The organism is Vibrio mexicanus (genome assembly GCF_001012815.1).
In the GTDB taxonomy this organism is placed as follows: Bacteria; Pseudomonadota; Gammaproteobacteria; order Enterobacterales; family Vibrionaceae; genus Vibrio; species Vibrio mexicanus.
This window is the reverse complement of sequence record NZ_JYJP01000055.1, coordinates 76,455-94,375: the sequence shown is the minus strand read 5'-3', so window position 1 is coordinate 94,375 and position 17,921 is coordinate 76,455. Positions and strand designations below refer to the sequence as shown.

Sequence of the window (17,921 nt, the reverse complement as noted above, 5' to 3'; positions counted from 1 at the left end):
TCGCTTACCCTTATACAGATAGGTGAGGCATGAAGTTACATGGACGGTGACTCGCATCAAGCTGCTGTTTGATGATCTTAGTCCAACCAGTACGGCAAGCGCCTGTTGAACCCGGCATAGCAAAGATGACGGTATGGTTAGCGAAGCCCGCGACTGCACGAGACTGAATGGTAGATGTACCAATCTCTTCATAAGAAACCATGCGGAAGAGCTCACCAAAGCCCTCCACTTCTTTGTCGAATAGCGGCTTCAATGCTTCTGGCGTACTGTCGCGAGAGGTAAAGCCGGTGCCGCCAGTGATCATGATCGCTTGAACTTGCTCATCCGCGATCCACTGAGAAACAATCGCACGGATTTTGTACATGTCATCGATAACAATTTGCTTATCAACTACATTATGACCTGCGTCTTTCGCTTGCTCTACAAGATAGCCACCCGACGTATCATTCTCTTCTGTACGCGTATCTGAAACCGTTAAAACGGCGATGTTTGCTGCTTGAAATTTGCTTTCTGCGTGACCCATTTTGTTCACCTATTTTAATTTTATTTGCTTATATTTGTTTGCACTGTCAGACACACTGAAACCACTTCAGAGCATCCGAACTAATAATTAGATTTGCAGCAGTTAGCCGCCAATGGATGCAAGGTGGGGCGTCATACCTGAGTTCCCATCATGCAAAAAATGACTGATTGATTTGTTCTCTAGCTGCGTTTGAATGCGCTCGATCAACTGCGACTCTTGCTCATCCTGCTGCAATAAATCACGCAGCTCCACGCCTTGTTCACCAAACAAGCACAGGTGTAACTTACCCACCGCTGAAACTCGCAAGCGATTACAGCTTTGGCAGAAGTCTTTCTCGTAAGGCATGATAAGGCCAATCTCACCCTGATAATCTGGATGGACAAACACTTGTGCTGGGCCATCGTTAGCCGCTCGGACTTTCAGAATCCAACCATTTGCGATCAGCTGATTACGAATAGCGACACCAGATACATGGTGACGCTGAAACAACTCGTCCATTTCACCCGTTTGCATCAGTTCAATAAAACGCAGTTGGATTGGACGATCTTTGATCCAGTTAAGAAATGCAGGCAATTGATTGTGGTTAAGATCTTTCATCAACACCACATTGACCTTAATTTGCTCGTACCCAACTTCAAACGCACGATCGATGCCCGCCATCACCTCAGTAAATTTGTTCTCACCGGTAATTTGATGAAACATACGAGGGTCTAAGCTATCGATACTCACATTGATATTGGTCAGGCCCGCATTTTGCCAAGCATCAACCTGCTTAGCCATACGATAACCATTGGTGGTCGTTGCCACCTTTTTGATGCCCTTAGTTTGAGCAACCGTCTCAATGATTTGCGTGAAGTCTCTACGCAGACTAGGCTCACCACCTGTTATGCGAACTTTGGACGTACCGCAGTCAGCAAACGCTGTAACCACACGTTTGATCTCAGGTAGGGATAAAAAAGACGAGTTTTTCTGACCCGAAGGCTTATAGCCATCAGGTAAACAGTAGGTACACTTAAAATTACAGACATCTGTAATGGACAGTCGCAAGTAATAAAACTTACGCTGAAATTTATCTTCGAATTGTTGCGCCACGGAACACCTTTCCAAACACGGGAGGCATAATCATTTCCAATTATGCCCTTGTGACAACACGTCACTGGCTCATTACGCTTATTCATATACAACACTAAACTTAGCTTAATGAGCTCGGAGCTATGGCAACTGAGGCACCAAAAGGCCCTGCAGTAGCTTTTATTAAAATACTTACTAATTATGGCGGTTTCTAGCGAAGCGGTCAAAAAAACCTAATAAGGCTAAAAATTACCTACTATTGAGTAGAGAATTCAATTCGTTTACTCTTCAATTGAAAAACATACTATAAGAATTGATATGAATCTGTACTCTACAAAAAAAAGTGGTCGCAATTGGCGGCGGTCACGGCTTAGGGCGAATGCTTGCTGCTCTAAAAGACTTTGGGTCCAATGCGACTGGCATCGTGACAACCACGGATAATGGCGGCTCCACAGGGCGTATACGCCACTGCCAAGGCGGTATTGCATGGGGTGATACGCGCAATTGTATTAACCAGTTAATCACTGAGCCGTCTATCAGCTCGATGATGTTTGAATACCGCTTCAAAGGAGCCGGAGAGCTTGATGGTCATAACCTTGGTAACCTCATGCTCACCGCGCTTGATAACCTATCAGTTAGGCCGCTTGAAGCCATCAACTTGATTCGCAACATGCTCAAGGTGGACGTCAATATTGTTCCTATGTCTGAACATCCATCGGATCTAAAGGCGCTCGCTATTGATGGTCGCTGGGTAACGGGCGAAACCAATGTTGATGAAATGCCTGATGAGTTAAGACGACTAGACTTAGAACCCGAAGTCCCCGCAACCAAAGAGGCGGTGGCTGCCATAAATGATGCGGATTGCATCATCCTAGGGCCCGGTAGCTTTCTGACCAGTATCATGCCACCACTGCTGCTCCCAGAAGTCGGTAAAGCCATTGCGAGCAATAGCAAGGCGAAACTGGTGTTTGTTGATAATTTATCGCCAGAATACGGGCCAGCAGCCCGCATGACGCTGGCTCAAAAGCTTGAATGGTGTGAAAGAAGTTGCCAGTCCAGACAGATTGACGTGGTGCTAGGTGAACACGCCCACCCAGAACTTGATGGTCGATGGAACTATGTCACTACGGATTTAGCTTCCGCCAACCGTGATTGGCGACATGACCGAGTCAAACTTCAAAAGGCAATTGAGACTCTACTGTCTTAATGAACTGAGTAGTAGGAAGCCGTAGATACAGAAAAAGGGAGCCGAGCTCCCTTTTTTGATCTTATCAAAACGATCAGTTTTGCATGATTTTTTCGTATTCGGTGTGAGTCGCTTGAAGCAGTTCAACAAGACTGGACGTATACGAACGGGTATCAAAATGTTCGCCAGACTTTACCAATGAGTCGATTTCAATCGCCGTTGCACAAAGTGCTTCTGCGCCGAAACTAGCAGCGCTGCTCTTTAGCGCATGGCTAATCTCTTTCAAAGCATCACCCTGCATACCTGACTCATTAGCTAACGTCCCCATGTACTCCGTAAGTTCTCCGAGGAAAATATTGAGTAATATAGGGACATTATCGGCGCCAATCTCATTACCAAGTCTTTCTAGTTTTTCGTGATTGATAACATCCATCTACTCTTTTTCCTTAGCGTTCCACGCTTGAATCTTTCGATAAATCGTCGACGGACTGACATCTAAGTATCCGGCCGCTTTAGGAATATTACCTTCGCACGCTTCGATAGCTTTCTCAATAGCTGCCTTCTCAGTTAGCCACAAAGGGAAGATTTCATGCACCGAAATGCTCTCTTTTTCCTCAGTTGGCACACGAATGAGATTATCAATCGGCTGATTAAGCGGAGGCGGCAGCATTTCTAGAGTGATCTCTTTCCCATGATTCAGCACCACGACGTTACGCAAAACGTTTTGAAGTTGCCTCACGTTACCGGGCCATTCGTAGTTATTAAAACGTTCGACCACTTCAGGAGCAAGCCTTACAAACCCCTTCCCTTCTTCATTCGACATGAATCCAAGCAGAGAGTAAGCAATTTCAATGACATCCTCTTCACGCTCACGCAATGGCGGAAGATGCAAAGGAATAACATACAGACGGTAATATAAGTCTTCACGGAATCGGCCTTCTTCTACCTCTTTCCACGGGTCTCGGTTGGTTGCACAAACAAAACGTACATCCACACTCTTCATCTTCGAAGAACCCACTTTTTGGAACGTACCGGTTTGAATAAAACGCAACAGTTTGGTCTGCAGATCTAGATCCATTTCGCAAAGCTCATCAAGGAACAGTGTACCGCCATCTGCAAGCTCTGCAGCGCCTTGCCTATCAGTAGCCGCACCGGTAAACGCACCTTTAACGTGACCAAACAGTTCACTCTCAATGAGGTCTTTAGGAATAGCAGCACAGTTAATTGCAATAAAGGGCTTATCCCCTCTTCGACTTGCAGCGTGAATTGCCTCGGCACACACTTCTTTACCGGTACCACTTTCACCCGTGATAAAGATACTGGCTTTACTCGACGCCGCCGAGTCAATAGTGCGATAAACCGCTTGCATCATCTGACTACTGCCTATGAAACCTTGGTAGTTCTGGTTGCCTGCATCAGTCTTTAACTTACTTGCTTTACGAATTGCATTGTTGACCGTGACACGCAGTCGGTCTGCCTCACAAGGTTTAATCAGAAAGTCCTGTGCGCCATGACGCATTGCCTCAACGGCCGTATCAATGGAGCCATGGGCCGTCATGAAGATGATTGGCACATCTGGATGGGTGCGTTTTACCGCGTAGAGAACATCCATACCCGTCATATCTGGTAATCGTAAATCGAGCAGTATTAAATCGGGTGTACGAAATGAGAGACTTTCGATCGCATCGCGACCTGTACCAACAATATTAATGTCGATACCAAGTGGGGTGAGATAAGAACGGTATAGCGCCGCGACAGAGGCCGTATCCTCCACCATCAGCAAGTATTTATTCTTTTGAGTATCTAATCCTGATTGCATAACCCAGCCAAATAGTGTTTGCATTTTGAATCAATAATTGCATTTCGAATTGCATTTTGCAATTCAGTATTAAAAATATGCGAAAAATGATGATTCAGGCAACTTTTTGGCGTTAAAAAATTGGCATACGATCTGCATTAGTATTGATGACCCTTATGGGTCACCTAGCCAACTGACGTTGTTAGTGAACTTAGTATTCACAAATTACAGCCAATAGAGAAATTCTGTTGGCTTTTTTTTATTCTGAATTCCTCGCTCATTCGCAGTCATCGCGATACATTCAATAACGTATCCCGAAGCCATCTGCGTTTCTAGCTGTTCTCTGAGATCTATTGACTAACTGTTAGCGATAAACTGCGCTCGTAGTTTTTCGATCTCATCGCGCTTCTCAGCCGCCAACTCAAACTCAAGGTCTTGAGCATGCTTATACATCTGAGCTTCTAGCTTAGCGATCTCTTTCTCGAGCTGCTGCGGCGAGAAAGAAGAGTAAGTTTGCGAAGGCTCCGCCACTTTCGACAACGGGACTTGTTTGCTCACACGTTGGCTCTTAGCCTTAGTGATATCGCCCAATTCCATAATGTCTTTCACATTACGCTTAAGCGCTTGCGGCGTAATGCCACGCTCTTCGTTGTAGGCCTGCTGTTTCTCTCGGCGACGATTGGTCTCATCCATCGCTTTCTTCATCGACTTGGTAATGGAGTCAGCATAAAGAATCGCTTTACCACTAATGTTACGTGCAGCACGACCAATGGTCTGGATTAATGAGCGTTCCGAGCGTAAGAAGCCCTCTTTGTCTGCATCCAAAATAGCAACCAGAGACACTTCCGGCATGTCCAAACCTTCTCGCAGTAAGTTGATCCCCACCAGCACATCAAACTCACCCAAACGTAAGTCACGAATGATCTCGACTCGCTCAACCGTATCAATGTCGGAGTGAAGGTAACGAACTTTCACATCGTGCTCAGTAAGGTATTCAGTAAGATCTTCAGCCATACGCTTGGTTAACGTGGTAACAAGCACACGTTCATCTTTTTGCGCTCGAATACGAATTTCTGACAACAGGTCATCAACCTGAGTCGCGACTGGCCTCACCTCCAGTTCTGGATCCAATAATCCCGTAGGTCGAACAACTTGATCAGCAATATCGCCATAGCATTTTTCTAGTTCGTAGTTACCTGGAGTCGCGGACACAAATATGGTTTGTGGCGCCAGAGATTCGAACTCTTCAAACTTGAGCGGTCTGTTATCAAGCGCAGATGGCAATCTAAAACCGAACTCAACCAAGGTTTCTTTACGCGAACGGTCGCCCTTATACATGGCACCGATTTGTGGAACGGTTACGTGGGACTCATCAATGACTAATAAGCCATCATGAGGAAGGTAATCAAATAGGGTTGGTGGCGGCTCACCCTCTTGGCGTCCACTTAAGTAACGAGAGTAGTTTTCGATACCCGAACAAAAGCCAAGTTCGTTCATCATTTCAATATCGAACTGAGTACGTTGAGAGATTCGTTGTTCTTCTAGCAACTTATTGTTATCGCGTAGATAATCCTGTCGGATTCTCAACTCATCTTTGATGTTTTCAATCGCATCCAACATGCGATCTCTTGGCGTCACATAGTGCGTTTTCGGGTAAATCGTATAACGAGGCAAATCGCGTTGTTTAACCACACCAGTCAAAGGATCGAATACACTAATGCAGTCAACCTCATCATCAAACATCTCGATACGCACTGCATCTTGGTCTGATTCTGCAGGGAATATATCAATCACTTCACCACGAACTCTAAACTGCCCTCGCTCGAAAGCCACGTCATTGCGACTGTACTGCAGTTCGGCTAATCGGCGTAAAATATCGCGCTGATCTAGCACATCACCACGACGCACGTGGAGCATCATTTTTAGATAGGATTCCGGATCGCCAAGGCCGTATATAGCGGAGACAGATGCAACAATGATGGCGTCTTTACGCTCAAGCAACGCTTTGGTTGCCGATAGGCGCATCTGTTCGATGTGGGCATTCACCGAAGAGTCTTTTTCAATAAAAGTGTCAGTGGTAGGAACGTAGGCTTCTGGCTGATAGTAGTCGTAGTAAGAAACAAAATACTCAACCGCATTATTCGGAAAGAAAGCCTTCATCTCGCCGTACAACTGGGCTGCTAAGGTTTTGTTTGGTGCAAGTAAAATAGCGGGCCTTTGCGCCTGAGCAATCACGTTTGCCAGCGTAAATGTTTTACCCGATCCCGTTACACCAAGTAGGGTTTGATGAGCGAGGCCAGAATCAATCCCATCCAAAAGCGTTTTGATCGCCGTGGGCTGATCGCCGGATGGTTTATAATCTGAAACCAATTCGAATACTTTACTCATATTATCCTACCCTCTGCTTTCGATCTGTTTATTGTGACTGTATATCCATACACCCGCAATAAATAAATCAGAATATCCGACTAATTTTATGACATGTTGATTCTGCCGCTAGATTACTGCATTTAAGTCTGTTAATATCTTTCGCCCTGAATGATCTTCTTCCTTGAAAACTCCCTAAAAATCATTCACAGCTTTTCCCCAAAATAACAAGATCTTTTTCGATCCATATCTCTCACTTATCATTACCAATCTATCAACAACACCAGTAAAAACGTATCAAACCCCTTTTGCGACAGCGCTTTATCAGTAATCCCTTATTTAGAGCAATCGATTGTTATTCACAGTATCAGAAGATCAAAAATAGTTAATCAGGAGTCATTCACACACTTATCCACAATTTTGGTGGATAAGTAAAGAAAGCCCTTTAACTGTAAGGGATACAAAAAAGTAAAGATTTTTTTTACGCTTTTTATTTCGTTTTTTCGCTGTTTTAATTATTGACATGATTATGCACTATCGCTAAGATTCGCAGCGCTTAAAGCAATTCCCCCTTAGTTCAGTTGGTAGAACGGCGGACTGTTAATCCGTATGTCGCAGGTTCGAGTCCCGCAGGGGGAGCCAAATTTCTAAAAAAGCTCAATCGAAAGGTTGAGCTTTTTTACTTTTAAGCGACTGGCTTGTTCCAAGCCAATGTCACAGAGCTAGCCGCCCGCGTTCGAGTCCGCAGGACAGCCAAGTTTAGAAAAAGCCGTGTCGAAAGACGCGGCTTTTTCGTTTCTAAACTGCTTTTCAGTACAAAACTGCCGCTCCAAGCCTTCTGAAGAACCTTAAAACCCTCGATCTCATCTGAGTAAAAAAGAGCCTTTCTATCGACCTTTGAATGATCTGACAAGACGTTCTGGCCCAAATAGCCTTGTTAGTGATACGAATCCGTTGATATTACGTATACTTTTTATTCATACATGTAAAACCTTATCTTTCCTTGGTTGTTATTAACCCACCAAAACAGGATAATAAAGGGATCGGATTTTTAAACTAAAACTACTATGACCGAATATCTTTTGTTGTTGGTCGGCACTGTGCTCGTCAACAACTTTGTACTGGTAAAGTTCTTGGGCTTATGCCCATTTATGGGCGTGTCGAAAAAACTCGAAACGGCCATTGGAATGGGGCTGGCGACAACATTCGTCTTGACCCTTGCTTCAGTGAGCGCCTATCTTGTAGAAACCTACATTCTTGCGCCACTTGGCATTGAATACCTGAGAACAATGAGCTTTATTCTCGTGATCGCCGTAGTGGTGCAGTTCACGGAAATGGTCGTGCACAAAACTAGCCCGACCCTATATCGCCTGCTCGGTATTTTCTTGCCTCTGATCACGACGAACTGTGCGGTTCTAGGTGTTGCTCTGCTGAACATTCAAGAGAGCCACAACTTTGTCGAATCTATCGTTTATGGATTTGGTGCTGCGGCCGGCTTCTCGCTAGTTCTGATTCTATTTGCTTCTATGCGTGAGCGTATTGCAGCAGCCGACGTACCCGCTCCATTCAAAGGTGCGTCGATTGCCATGATCACTGCAGGTTTGATGTCGCTTGCCTTCATGGGCTTTACGGGTCTGGTGAAACTATAATGAGTACCATCCTGATTGCTGTATTGGCCGTTGTCGCGTTAGCCGCACTGTTTGGTGCGCTGCTTGGCTTCGCTCGATCCGATTCAAAGTTGAAGCCGATCCGATCGTCGACCAGATAGACAGTATTTTGCCACAAACTCAATGTGGTCAATGTGGCTATCCTGGCTGTAGACCTTACGCAGAAGCGATCGCCAATGGGGACAACATCAACAAATGTCCTCCCGGCGGGCAAGCTACGATTGAAAAGTTAGCGGACTTAATGGGCGTTGAAGTCCAAGACTCCGCTCATGACCTGTCGGATAACGTCAAAACCGTCGCTACATTCACGAAGACATGTGTATAGGATGCACCAAATGTATTCAGGCGTGTCCCGTTGATGCCATCGTAGGTGGAACAAAAGCACTTCACACCGTAATCAAGGATGAATGTACGGGCTGTGACCTCTGTGTTGCTCCTTGCCCAACAGACTGTATTGAAATGATCCCAGTAGAGACAACGACCGACACTTGGAAGTGGCAGCTGAACTCTATTCCTGTTGTTAATGTTACCGAATCGCCTAGCACTGATGTGCAGGGCAAAGCGAGTTAAAGTGGTATGTTGTCGTTAATTGAACAAATCAAACAAGGCACCCTGTGGGACTTTCCTGGGGGTATTCATCCTGCCGAAAACAAAACGCAATCGAACCAAAATCCGATTGTGTCTGCGTCTGTACCCACTGAAATCGTGTTACCGCTTAAACAACACATTGGTAAAGCGGGCGATCTGATTGTTGCGGTTGGAGATAAGGTTCTCAAAGGCCAACCTCTTACGCGCTACAACACCAGTTTCATGTTGCCTATTCATGCGTCGACTTCGGGTACCATTACAGCCATTGAGCCAAGAACAACCGCTCATCCATCTGGTTTAAAAGAGCTATCTATCGTCATCAAACCTGATGGAGAAGATACTTGGTGTGAACGAACTATTTGCGAAGATTACACCCAACTGTCTGGCGATGAGTTAATTGAGCAGATCCGGCTCGCGGGAATCTCAGGTATGGGTGGCGCTGGCTTCCCGACGGCAAAAAAGATCCAGTCAGGCCTAGCGCGCACTGAGATACTCATTATCAATGCCGCTGAGTGCGAACCTTACATCACAGCCGATGACCGCTTGATGCAAGAACACGCTCAAGAAATCATTATCGGCATTGAAATTGTCGAGCACATCTTAAAGCCAAAACTGACCATCATTGGTATAGAAGACAACAAGCCAGAAGCGATCAAAGCTCTACAGCATGCTGCCGAAGACAAAGATCTGGTCATCCGAGTTATTCCGACCAAATACCCATCGGGCGGTGAAAAGCAGCTGATAAAAATTCTGACCAACAAAGAAGCGCCTAACGACGGCATTCCTGCTGACATCGGAATTTTAGTGCAGAACGTGGGCTCGCTTTATGCCATTAAACGAGCGATTTGCGATGGTGAACCCGTCATTGATCGCGTGGTTACTTTAACCGGTAACACGTTCTCGAAGCCTAAAAATGTCTGGGCTCGAATTGGTACTTCCGTTGAGGCGTTACTCAATGAATTTGGTTACAAAGCTGACCGCAAATTAGAGCGTCTAATCATGGGCGGTCCTATGATGGGGTTCACACTCCCTCATGGGAATGTGCCGATTACCAAAACATCCAACTGCATTCTGGCTCCTACACGCAAAGAGATTTCCTCGTCTCGCTATGAGATGGAGTGTATTCGCTGTAGTCAGTGTGCCGACGCCTGCCCTGCTTCTTTATTGCCGCAACAACTCCAATGGTATGCGAAAGCAGAAGACTACGATAAGTGCGAAGAGCTCAACCTAAAAGATTGTATTGAGTGCGGTGCCTGTGCGTATGTTTGCCCAAGTGAAATCCCACTGGTGCATTACTATCGTCAAGCCAAAGCTGAGATCCGCACACGTAAAGACGAAGCGCTTGCTGCCGAGCGCGCAAAACAGCGCTTTGAAGAAAAGAACGCTCGAATGGAGCGTGACAAAGCCGAACGTGAAAATCGCTTCAAGAAAGCAGCCGACAATCGTCGTAAAACGATGAAAGAGTCTAGCGGTGGCGATGATGCTATTGCTGCAGCGATTGCTCGCGTTAAAGCTCAAAAAGAGAAGACCAAAAAACCAACCGTCAAGCCAGCTGTTGCTGCGGCCATTGCCAAAGCAAAAGCGAAACAGCAAGCTGCGATGGAGTCTGGCAGTACAGAGCCAGACAACAGCGAAATGGCGAAACTACGCGAAGAGCGCAAACGTCAAGCTCGTGAGCGTAAAGCCAAGCAAGAACAAGCGCAATCCAACGAATCTGCTGAAGCTAACGATTCAGGTTCTATAGACAAGAAATCGGCGGTAGCTGCAGCCATTGCGCGCGCTAAAGCGAAGAAGGCCGAACAGTCCCAAGGTACTGATACTCAAAACACTGGTGATAAATCTTCAAACGAAGAAGCGGTTGATCCTAAGAAAGCGGCCATAGCTGCTGCGATTGCTCGTGCGAAAGCCAAGAAGGCGCAGCAAGATACAGATAACACTCTACCTGCTGAAGAGACTTCTGAATCTTCAGACGAAGAATCGATCGATCCAAAGAAAGCGGCCATAGCGGCTGCGATTGCTCGCGCTAAAGCAAAGAAGGCGCAACAAGAAACAGACGATGCTCAACCTTCGGAAGAGACTTCTAAACCTTCAGACAAAGAAGCGAACGATCTGAAGAAAGCAGCCGTTGCTGCTGCGATTGCGCGTGCTAAAGCAAAGAAGGCACAGCAAGAAACAGATGCTCAACCCGTTGAAGAGACTTCTGAATCTTCAGACGAAGAAACGATCGATCCGAAGAAAGCGGCCATAGCGGCTGCGATTGCACGCGCTAAAGCAAAGAAGACACAGAAAGAAATAGGTGATGTTCCACCTTCCGAAGAGACTTCTGAGTCTTCAAACGAAGAAGCGGTTGACCCGAAGAAAGCAGCCGTTGCTGCTGCGATTGCTCGTGCTAAAGCCAAAAAAGCTCAGCAAGAGGCTGAAAACGAGCAACCTTCTGAAGAGACGCATGAATCTTCAGACGAAGAGGCGGTCGACCCGAAAAAAGCGGCGGTAGCGGCCGCCATTGCAAGGGCTAAGGCTCGAAAAGCAGAACAAGCGAATCTGCAGAATAACTCTGAGGAGAAAGAGTAGTGTCATTTTTTATTGCCAGCTCGCCCCATGCGCATAATCGAAAGAGCACGCCAGACCTAATGAAATGGGTCGCGATTTGTGCCCTTCCTGGCCTTATTGCTCAGACCTACTTTTTTGGTTGGGGAACAATCATCCAGCTTGTGTTCGCTATCACCCTTGCGGTGATATTCGAAGGCTTAGTGATGTTGGCTCGCAAACGTCATCCGTTTTCAGCGCTTCGTGACAATAGTGCAATCGTCACCGCTTGGTTACTTGCCGTTGCCATCCCCCACTCGCCCTTGGTGGATTTTGTTCATTGGTATCTTTTTTGCCATTGTTATTGCCAAACACCTCTATGGTGGATTAGGACAAAACCTATTTAATCCCGCAATGGTGGCTTACGTAGTGTTACTCATCTCGTTCCCGGTGCAAATGACCAGTTGGATTGAGCCTGCGGTCCTGTCTAGAGATCCAATCACATTCGTGGATGCGTTTTCGCTGATCTTTGGTGGATTCAACACCGATGGTTTATCACTTATTCAAATTCGCACTGGGATAGATGGGGTGACCATGGCTACACCGTTAGATGCGTTCAAAACAGCGCTAACAACCGGCCAAACAACCAGTGAAGCAATGAGACAGCCCAATTTGGCGGTATTGCTGGCGTTGGTTGGGAGTGGGTAAACCTTGCCTACCTAGCTGGCGGACTAGCGCTGTTGAAATTGCGCATTATCAACTGGCACATTCCTGTAGGCTTATTAGCAGGTCTGGCAGTAGCGAGCACACTGAGCATGTTGCTGGCACCTGGTACTACGGGCACGCCACTATTACACTTGTTGTCTGGCGCAACCATGATCGGCGCGTTCTTTATCGCAACCGATCCTGTATCAGCTTCGACGACAGTGAAAGGGCGATTGATCTACGGCGCATTCATTGGCGCCATGGTCTTCATTATTCGCAGTTGGGGCGGCTTCCCTGATGGTGTCGCATTCGCTGTACTGCTGGCTAACATGTGTGTACCACTGATCGACTACTACACAAAACCAAGAACTTACGGACACTAGAGTAATATGCTAAAGGCAATTAAGAAAAACGGTCTTACGCTTGCGATTTTTGCTTGTGCCTCCACAGGTGTTGTCGCGGTGACGCACTACCTGACGCAAGACAAAATCCACCAGCAGGAGCAAGCTCAACTACTCAGTGTTCTCAACCAAGTCATTGCGCCAGATCAACACGACAATGAGCTCTATCAAGCATGTACTCTCGTTTCAGATCCCATGCTTGGCACAAACGAAAACATGCCCGTTTATTTGGCGACTTTAAATGGTGAGCCAAACGGCCTTGCCATCGAAGCTATCGCGCCTGATGGTTACAATGGCAGAATCAAACTGATTGTTGGTATGGACAACCAAGGTGTCGTAACGGGTACACGCATCCTTGCCCATCAAGAAACTCCTGGGCTAGGTGACAAGATCGACCTTCGTGTATCCAACTGGATCACCTCTTTTACTGGTAAAACTGTCACTGAAGATAATCAAGATAGCTGGGCTGTTAGAAAAGATGGCGGCCAGTTTGATCAATTTACGGGTGCAACCATTACCCCAAGAGCGGTCGTAAAAGCGGTAAAAAATGCGGTCATGTTTGTCGAGGATAATAGAGACACCATTTGGTCTCAGCCACTGAACTGCGGAGGCAACCAATGAGCGAACATAAAAAGTTAATCAAGAACGGATTGTGGGACAACAACCCTGCTCTAGTTCAACTACTTGGGCTTTGTCCCCTATTGGCAGTTTCGTCTAGCGTAACGAACGCACTAGGCCTGGGCATCGCTACATTGTTGGTCCTTGTCGGCTCCAACGTGACCGTATCTCTTATTCGAAGCTATGTACCTAAAGAGGTGCGTATCCCGATCTTCGTGATGATCATTGCAGCGCTTGTGACCTGTGTTCAGCTGTTGATGAACGCTTATGCTTACGGGTTGTATCTCTCACTCGGTATCTTCATTCCTCTTATCGTAACCAACTGCATCATCATTGGCCGCGCTGAGGCGTTTGCTTCTAAAAACGCACCACTTGCCGCTGCGCAAGATGGCTTCTGGATGGGTATGGGAATGGGTGCTGTGCTCGTTCTACTTGGCGCCATGCGCGAGATATTAGGTAACGGTACTTTGTTTGATGGTGCAGACCTACTTCTAGGCGACTGGGCAACTGTGCTGCGAATCGAACTATTCCAGTTTGATAACAGCTTTTTATTAGCTCTATTGCCACCTGGCGCTTTCATTGGTGTTGGTTTGCTTATCGCGATTAAAAACGCGATTGACGACCAAATCGCTAAACGTGCCCCTAAAGCCGAAAAGCCAACGATTGAAAGAGCTCGAGTCACGAATACCTAAACGCACAATCATACATACATAACTAGGGCGTGTTGACCTTTCAAGCTGATTTTTGCAGCACTTTGTGGGAAATTTGTACAAGACAGAGGCTTTGATGTGTAGCTAGACTACATGAGAAGCCGATAACGCAGTAGAAATGAACCACAAAGGCTGCCCAAAGGGTTCGGCTAAAATCGTTTCATGCTTTGTTGAAGACCATTTGCTTAGAATGACTAGCTGCATAGTCTTCGCCGCGCCTAAAACGATTTTATCTCGAACAAAATTTAACCATGAAAGATCAACACGCCCTAAAAACAAATAACAATAAAGTACAGCTGGATGAACAATACGAAGCGAATAGAGATACTAAAGCGTCTCAGGGACGACAATCCCAACCCACAAACCGAGCTCAACTGGAGTACACCGTTTGAGCTTCTAATTGCAGTTTTGCTGTCGGCCCAAGCAACCGACGTAAGTGTTAATAAAGCTACTGATAAGCTTTACCCAGTTGCGAATACTCCGCAAGATATCCTAAATCTTGGCGTTGAAGGCTTAACTGAGTACATCAAGACAATTGGTCTGTTTAACTCCAAAGCCAAAAACACCATCAAGACCTGTCAGATCTTGTTAGAAAAGCATAACGGTGAAGTCCCAGAAGATCGAGCTGCACTAGAAGCGCTACCAGGTGTAGGAAGAAAAACCGCCAATGTGGTTCTGAATACCGCATTTGGTTGGCCTACGATTGCCGTTGATACGCATATTTACCGCGTTTCTAATCGAACAAAGTTCGCGATGGGCAAAACCGTTGATGATGTAGAGGAAAAACTGCTCAAAGTCGTACCACGAGAGTTTAAGCTTGATGTGCATCACTGGCTAATCTTGCATGGCCGCTACACCTGTGTTGCCCGTAAGCCTCGTTGTGGTAGCTGTTTAATTGAAGATTTGTGCGAATTTAAAGAGAAAACGGAAGTTTGAGTAACCCTGTATTTAAAGAATCGTATAATGTGTTAAAAATTAATATACATAAGGAGCATGCAATGACAACGGGTCGAATTCTTCACACAATGCTAAGAGTTGGCGATTTAGATAAGTCGATTGAGTTTTACACCAAGATCATGGGAATGACTCTGTTGAGAACAAACGAAAACAAAGAGTACGAATACACTTTGGCGTTTGTTGGCTATGGCGATGAAAGCGAGGAGCGGTTATCGAGCTGACCTATAACTGGGGAACATCAGAATACGATCTAGGTAGTGCATTCGGCCATGTCGCTATTGGCGTGGAAGATATCTACAGCACGTGTGATGCGATCAAGGCTTCTGGAGGTAATGTTACTCGCGAACCTGGTCCAGTCAAAGGCGGTACTACTCATATCGCATTTGTAAAAGATCCTGATGGCTACATGATTGAGTTAATCCAAAACAAACAAGCTTCTGCTGGCTTAGAAGGCTAACAATAGACTATTTAGTCACAGAAGTTCTCTATATTTATAACGCATAGCCCATCGCTATGCGTTTTCTTTTTCTACCACCCTCAAATCTCTATCTTCGATCTATCGATAAGTCACTTTACATGATAGTAATTATCATTTAGATTAACCTGATATTATCAAGGAGGGCTGATATGAGCGTTTCAGAGTGGGAAAAACATACGTTACAGGCTGATATTGCAATGCAACAAGATGATCACCTTCGTAGCATCCTGCATTATCAACAAGCTTTAACCGTTGCGGACGGCTTAGTATCTAACGAGGATATTGACGCAGAAGATCGGTTACTAATCTCGGTTATTTCCTGCCATAACCTCGCAAGCTTCTGGCGCACCGTTGGTGATGTAAAGTATGAACTCAAGTATCTCGAACTTGCGTCTGAAAAAGTACTGACATTAGTACCTCAATGTCCGAATACACATTGTGATGCATTTGTGGACTCCTTAGGTTGCTGTCAGAAAGCGCTTATTGAGTTTATTAAGCGCCATCCAAACCCTAAAATCGCCAAGCAAATTCAAGATATCGAAGTTGCCAGCCACTGCCAGCTCATCCATAAGTTTAAATTGAATTAAACTTGAGTCCGTCCAAGCGAGATAACAACTCGACGGTTTTTGTCCTTGCCAATCGGTGAAGAGTTATCATCGATTGGGCGACGCTTACCATACCCCTGCACTTGTATGCGATCTTCCGGTAACCCCAACGATTCAAAATAGTCACGCAGCACTTCCGCACGCTGTTCCGAGAGGTTTTGGCTAGCGCTTCTGCTGTCTGTCGAGTCCGTATACGTTGAAACTAATACCAGGTCGATATCTTGGTTATGTCGAATGTATTCCGCTATCTGCTGTAAACGCTTTTGCGACGCTTTATTTAACTGCACGCTAGTTCTGTCGTAATGCAGGATCGTAAAAGAGATATCTTCGAAACTGTACGGCAATAGATTGCTGATACAGTCGCTAAATACTGAGTACTTTTGCCGAAACAGCACCGAAGAAAGCGCAACTTCGATTCGCTGATCTCGGCTCTGCCAATCTTGATAGCTGAACGTTGGGTAACGACCCTTTTCTAACTCACCTAAGATGCCCCACGCAGTTTGGCCACCCACATAACCATCAAACTGTTGAAAGAACTTCATTGTGGTAATTCTTTCTGCTCCATCGCCTGGTCGCCAAGCTGGAGGCATAGAAACTAAACTTACATTACGCGTCTCGCCCATTGGCCTGCGCATCTTAAGTTCAAAGTCGAGATTAATTTTTTTGCTGGCTCGAGATGAGAACTCAGCATCACCATAATGAGGGATTGGATGAACGAGTCGACACTCTAGCGGCGTGTTGGCCACCATCTGCCACTGTGATTGGTTAGGCGTTGCTACGTATCGCTTATCCATTGCCTCCGCCAGTGGCGAAGCGGCAAAGCCTAATAAGGATAATATAATAGCGGCAAACTTGTTCATTGCTTGTGTCATCTCGTTTCAATACTACTTCTAAGGAACTGCTTATTGTGAGGCGGTTTATTGCCTCTTTTGTCACTCTGCTCTGAATAATGCAAAATTCTAGCCACTGTTGAACTAGTGAATAAAGCTTTTTGAGTTTTTATCCCCCTAATAATCTGCAATAATGCCCGCCCTGTCGAATGAAATTGGATTCTCATGAGTGAAATAAACGAAGCACTGACGCTGAAAAAAAGGTTCCGTGGCTACTTCCCTGTAGTTGTTGACGTGGAAACAGCTGGTTTCAATGCCGAAACTGACGCGCTTCTAGAAATCTGTGCAGTCACACTTGCCATGGATGAAGAAGGCAACCTGCATCCCGCTAGCACGATTCATTTTCATATAGAGCCTTTTGAAGGTGCAAATATAGAGCAAGCAGCGCTGGACTTTAATGGCATTAAAGACCCATTTAGCCCATTGCGTGGCGCCGTTACGGAAGATTACGCGCTTAAAGAGATATACAAACTCATTCGTAAGGAACAGAAAGCGGCAGACTGCAGCCGGGCCATTATGGTTGCCCACAACGCAACGTTTGATCATAACTTCGTTATGCAAGCAAGCGAGCGCTGCAAGCTTAAGCGTGTTCCATTTCATCCATTCGCTACCTTTGATACAGCAGCATTAAGCGGTCTGGCTTATGGCCAAACCGTATTGGCCAAAGCTTGTAAAACAGCAGGAATGGAGTTCGATAACAAAGAAGCGCACTCAGCGCTCTACGATACTCAAAAAACAGCCGATCTGTTTTGCGGTATCGTGAACAAATGGAAAGCGCTCGGCGGCTGGCCAGTCACCGATTCTGACGAACAATAAAATTACAATTAAAGA

14 protein-coding genes, 1 tRNA gene, 3 pseudogenes and 1 riboswitch are annotated in these 17,921 nt (G+C 45.9%); of the genes and pseudogenes, 12 read left to right on the top strand and 6 right to left on the bottom strand.

All coding sequences use genetic code 11. From position 1 onward, the window contains the following. Positions 1-10 precede the first annotated feature (10 nt). Positions 11-523: a molybdenum cofactor biosynthesis protein B gene (gene moaB, locus UA76_RS09060; protein ID WP_047045138.1), complete on the bottom strand. Its 513-nt coding sequence runs from the start codon at positions 521-523 to the stop codon at positions 11-13. A 102-nt stretch (positions 524-625) separates the two neighbouring features. Further along, positions 626-1,615 carry a GTP 3',8-cyclase MoaA gene (moaA, locus tag UA76_RS09055; RefSeq protein ID WP_047045135.1) on the bottom strand — a complete coding sequence of 330 codons (990 nt, stop codon included), beginning with the start codon at positions 1,613-1,615 and terminating at the stop codon, positions 626-628. Next, a riboswitch (molybdenum cofactor riboswitch) is annotated at positions 1,604-1,747 on the bottom strand. Its footprint overlaps the gene before it by 12 nt. A gap of 226 nt (positions 1,748-1,973) precedes the next feature. Between moaA and UA76_RS09050 the strand changes: the two genes are divergently transcribed. Beyond that, complete coding sequence (locus tag UA76_RS09050; protein WP_047045200.1) at positions 1,974-2,801, top strand: YvcK family protein; 828 nt, start codon at positions 1,974-1,976, stop codon at positions 2,799-2,801. Between the two features lie 73 nt (positions 2,802-2,874). On the opposite strand, the gene luxU is transcribed toward UA76_RS09050, so the two are convergent. The 3 genes from luxU to uvrB all read right to left on the bottom strand — a co-directional run bounded on the left by luxU (position 2,875) and on the right by uvrB (position 6,966). Continuing rightward, the gene (luxU, locus tag UA76_RS09045; RefSeq protein ID WP_047045133.1) at positions 2,875-3,213 is read right to left on the bottom strand and encodes a quorum-sensing phosphorelay protein LuxU; all 339 of its coding nucleotides are present in this window, start codon (positions 3,211-3,213) and stop codon (positions 2,875-2,877) included. Beyond that, positions 3,214-4,599, bottom strand: coding sequence for a quorum-sensing sigma-54 dependent transcriptional regulator LuxO (luxO, locus tag UA76_RS09040; RefSeq protein ID WP_047045197.1), 1,386 nt, complete (start codon positions 4,597-4,599; stop codon positions 3,214-3,216). Positions 4,600-4,935: 336 nt separating this feature from the next. Continuing rightward, positions 4,936-6,966 (bottom strand): excinuclease ABC subunit UvrB, encoded by a 2,031-nt coding sequence (gene uvrB, locus UA76_RS09035; RefSeq protein ID WP_047045130.1) that lies wholly within the window; start codon positions 6,964-6,966, stop codon positions 4,936-4,938. 545 nt (positions 6,967-7,511) lie between these two features. Here uvrB and UA76_RS09030 point away from each other — a divergent pair. The 10 genes and pseudogenes from UA76_RS09030 (at position 7,512) to UA76_RS08990 (ending at position 16,182) form a co-directional block, all read left to right on the top strand. Beyond that, positions 7,512-7,587, top strand: a tRNA-Asn gene (locus UA76_RS09030). 425 nt (positions 7,588-8,012) lie between these two features. Further along, the gene (rsxA, locus tag UA76_RS09025; RefSeq protein ID WP_047045127.1) at positions 8,013-8,594 is read left to right on the top strand and encodes an electron transport complex subunit RsxA; all 582 of its coding nucleotides are present in this window, start codon (positions 8,013-8,015) and stop codon (positions 8,592-8,594) included. Continuing rightward, positions 8,594-9,182, top strand: a pseudogene (gene rsxB, locus UA76_RS22965) (electron transport complex subunit RsxB). The gene rsxA and the pseudogene rsxB overlap by 1 nt, the downstream one beginning before the upstream one ends. A 6-nt stretch (positions 9,183-9,188) precedes the next feature. Then, on the top strand, positions 9,189-11,771 hold the full coding sequence (gene rsxC, locus UA76_RS09020) for an electron transport complex subunit RsxC (RefSeq protein WP_047045125.1): 2,583 nt from the start codon (positions 9,189-9,191) through the stop codon (positions 11,769-11,771). Beyond that, positions 11,771-12,814 (top strand): annotated as a pseudogene (rsxD, locus tag UA76_RS09015) (electron transport complex subunit RsxD). The gene rsxC and the pseudogene rsxD overlap by 1 nt, the downstream one beginning before the upstream one ends. 6 nt (positions 12,815-12,820) lie before the next feature. Next, complete coding sequence (rsxG, locus tag UA76_RS09010; RefSeq protein ID WP_047045121.1) at positions 12,821-13,453, top strand: electron transport complex subunit RsxG; 633 nt, start codon at positions 12,821-12,823, stop codon at positions 13,451-13,453. Then, positions 13,450-14,142, top strand: coding sequence for an electron transport complex subunit E (locus tag UA76_RS09005; protein WP_047045120.1), 693 nt, complete (start codon positions 13,450-13,452; stop codon positions 14,140-14,142). The genes rsxG and UA76_RS09005 overlap by 4 nt, the downstream gene beginning before the upstream one ends. Before the next feature lie 318 nt (positions 14,143-14,460). Further along, positions 14,461-15,096, top strand: a complete 636-nt coding sequence (nth, locus tag UA76_RS09000; RefSeq protein WP_047045117.1) for an endonuclease III — start codon at positions 14,461-14,463, stop codon at positions 15,094-15,096. A 62-nt stretch (positions 15,097-15,158) separates the two neighbouring features. Further along, positions 15,159-15,574, top strand: a pseudogene (gene gloA / locus UA76_RS08995) (lactoylglutathione lyase). A 170-nt stretch (positions 15,575-15,744) separates the two neighbouring features. After that, positions 15,745-16,182: a DUF2753 family protein gene (locus UA76_RS08990; RefSeq protein WP_047045114.1), complete on the top strand. Its 438-nt coding sequence runs from the start codon at positions 15,745-15,747 to the stop codon at positions 16,180-16,182. Here the strand turns inward: UA76_RS08990 and motY are convergent. Further along, positions 16,179-17,060 carry a flagellar protein MotY gene (gene motY / locus UA76_RS08985; protein WP_047045195.1) on the bottom strand — a complete coding sequence of 294 codons (882 nt, stop codon included), beginning with the start codon at positions 17,058-17,060 and terminating at the stop codon, positions 16,179-16,181. The two genes, UA76_RS08990 and motY, sit on opposite strands and share 4 nt — an antisense overlap. 195 nt (positions 17,061-17,255) lie before the next feature. Between motY and rnt the strand changes: the two genes are divergently transcribed. Continuing rightward, positions 17,256-17,906 (top strand): ribonuclease T, encoded by a 651-nt coding sequence (gene rnt / locus UA76_RS08980; protein ID WP_047045112.1) that lies wholly within the window; start codon positions 17,256-17,258, stop codon positions 17,904-17,906. Positions 17,907-17,921: the final 15 nt, after the last annotated feature.

Coding starts and splice junctions, on each gene's coding strand:
- rsxA (WP_047045127.1), top strand. CDS start 8,013: ATGACCGAATATCTTTTGTTGTTGGTCGGCACTGTGCTCGTCAACAAC.
- rnt (WP_047045112.1), top strand. CDS start 17,256: ATGAGTGAAATAAACGAAGCACTGACGCTGAAAAAAAGGTTCCGTGGC.
- moaB (WP_047045138.1), bottom strand. CDS start 523: ATGGGTCACGCAGAAAGCAAATTTCAAGCAGCAAACATCGCCGTTTTA.
- rsxG (WP_047045121.1), top strand. CDS start 12,821: ATGCTAAAGGCAATTAAGAAAAACGGTCTTACGCTTGCGATTTTTGCT.
- motY (WP_047045195.1), bottom strand. CDS start 17,060: ATGAACAAGTTTGCCGCTATTATATTATCCTTATTAGGCTTTGCCGCT.
- UA76_RS09050 (WP_047045200.1), top strand. CDS start 1,974: ATGCTTGCTGCTCTAAAAGACTTTGGGTCCAATGCGACTGGCATCGTG.
- uvrB (WP_047045130.1), bottom strand. CDS start 6,966: ATGAGTAAAGTATTCGAATTGGTTTCAGATTATAAACCATCCGGCGAT.
- luxU (WP_047045133.1), bottom strand. CDS start 3,213: ATGGATGTTATCAATCACGAAAAACTAGAAAGACTTGGTAATGAGATT.
- UA76_RS08990 (WP_047045114.1), top strand. CDS start 15,745: ATGAGCGTTTCAGAGTGGGAAAAACATACGTTACAGGCTGATATTGCA.
- rsxC (WP_047045125.1), top strand. CDS start 9,189: ATGTTGTCGTTAATTGAACAAATCAAACAAGGCACCCTGTGGGACTTT.
- nth (WP_047045117.1), top strand. CDS start 14,461: ATGAACAATACGAAGCGAATAGAGATACTAAAGCGTCTCAGGGACGAC.
- luxO (WP_047045197.1), bottom strand. CDS start 4,599: ATGCAATCAGGATTAGATACTCAAAAGAATAAATACTTGCTGATGGTG.
- UA76_RS09005 (WP_047045120.1), top strand. CDS start 13,450: ATGAGCGAACATAAAAAGTTAATCAAGAACGGATTGTGGGACAACAAC.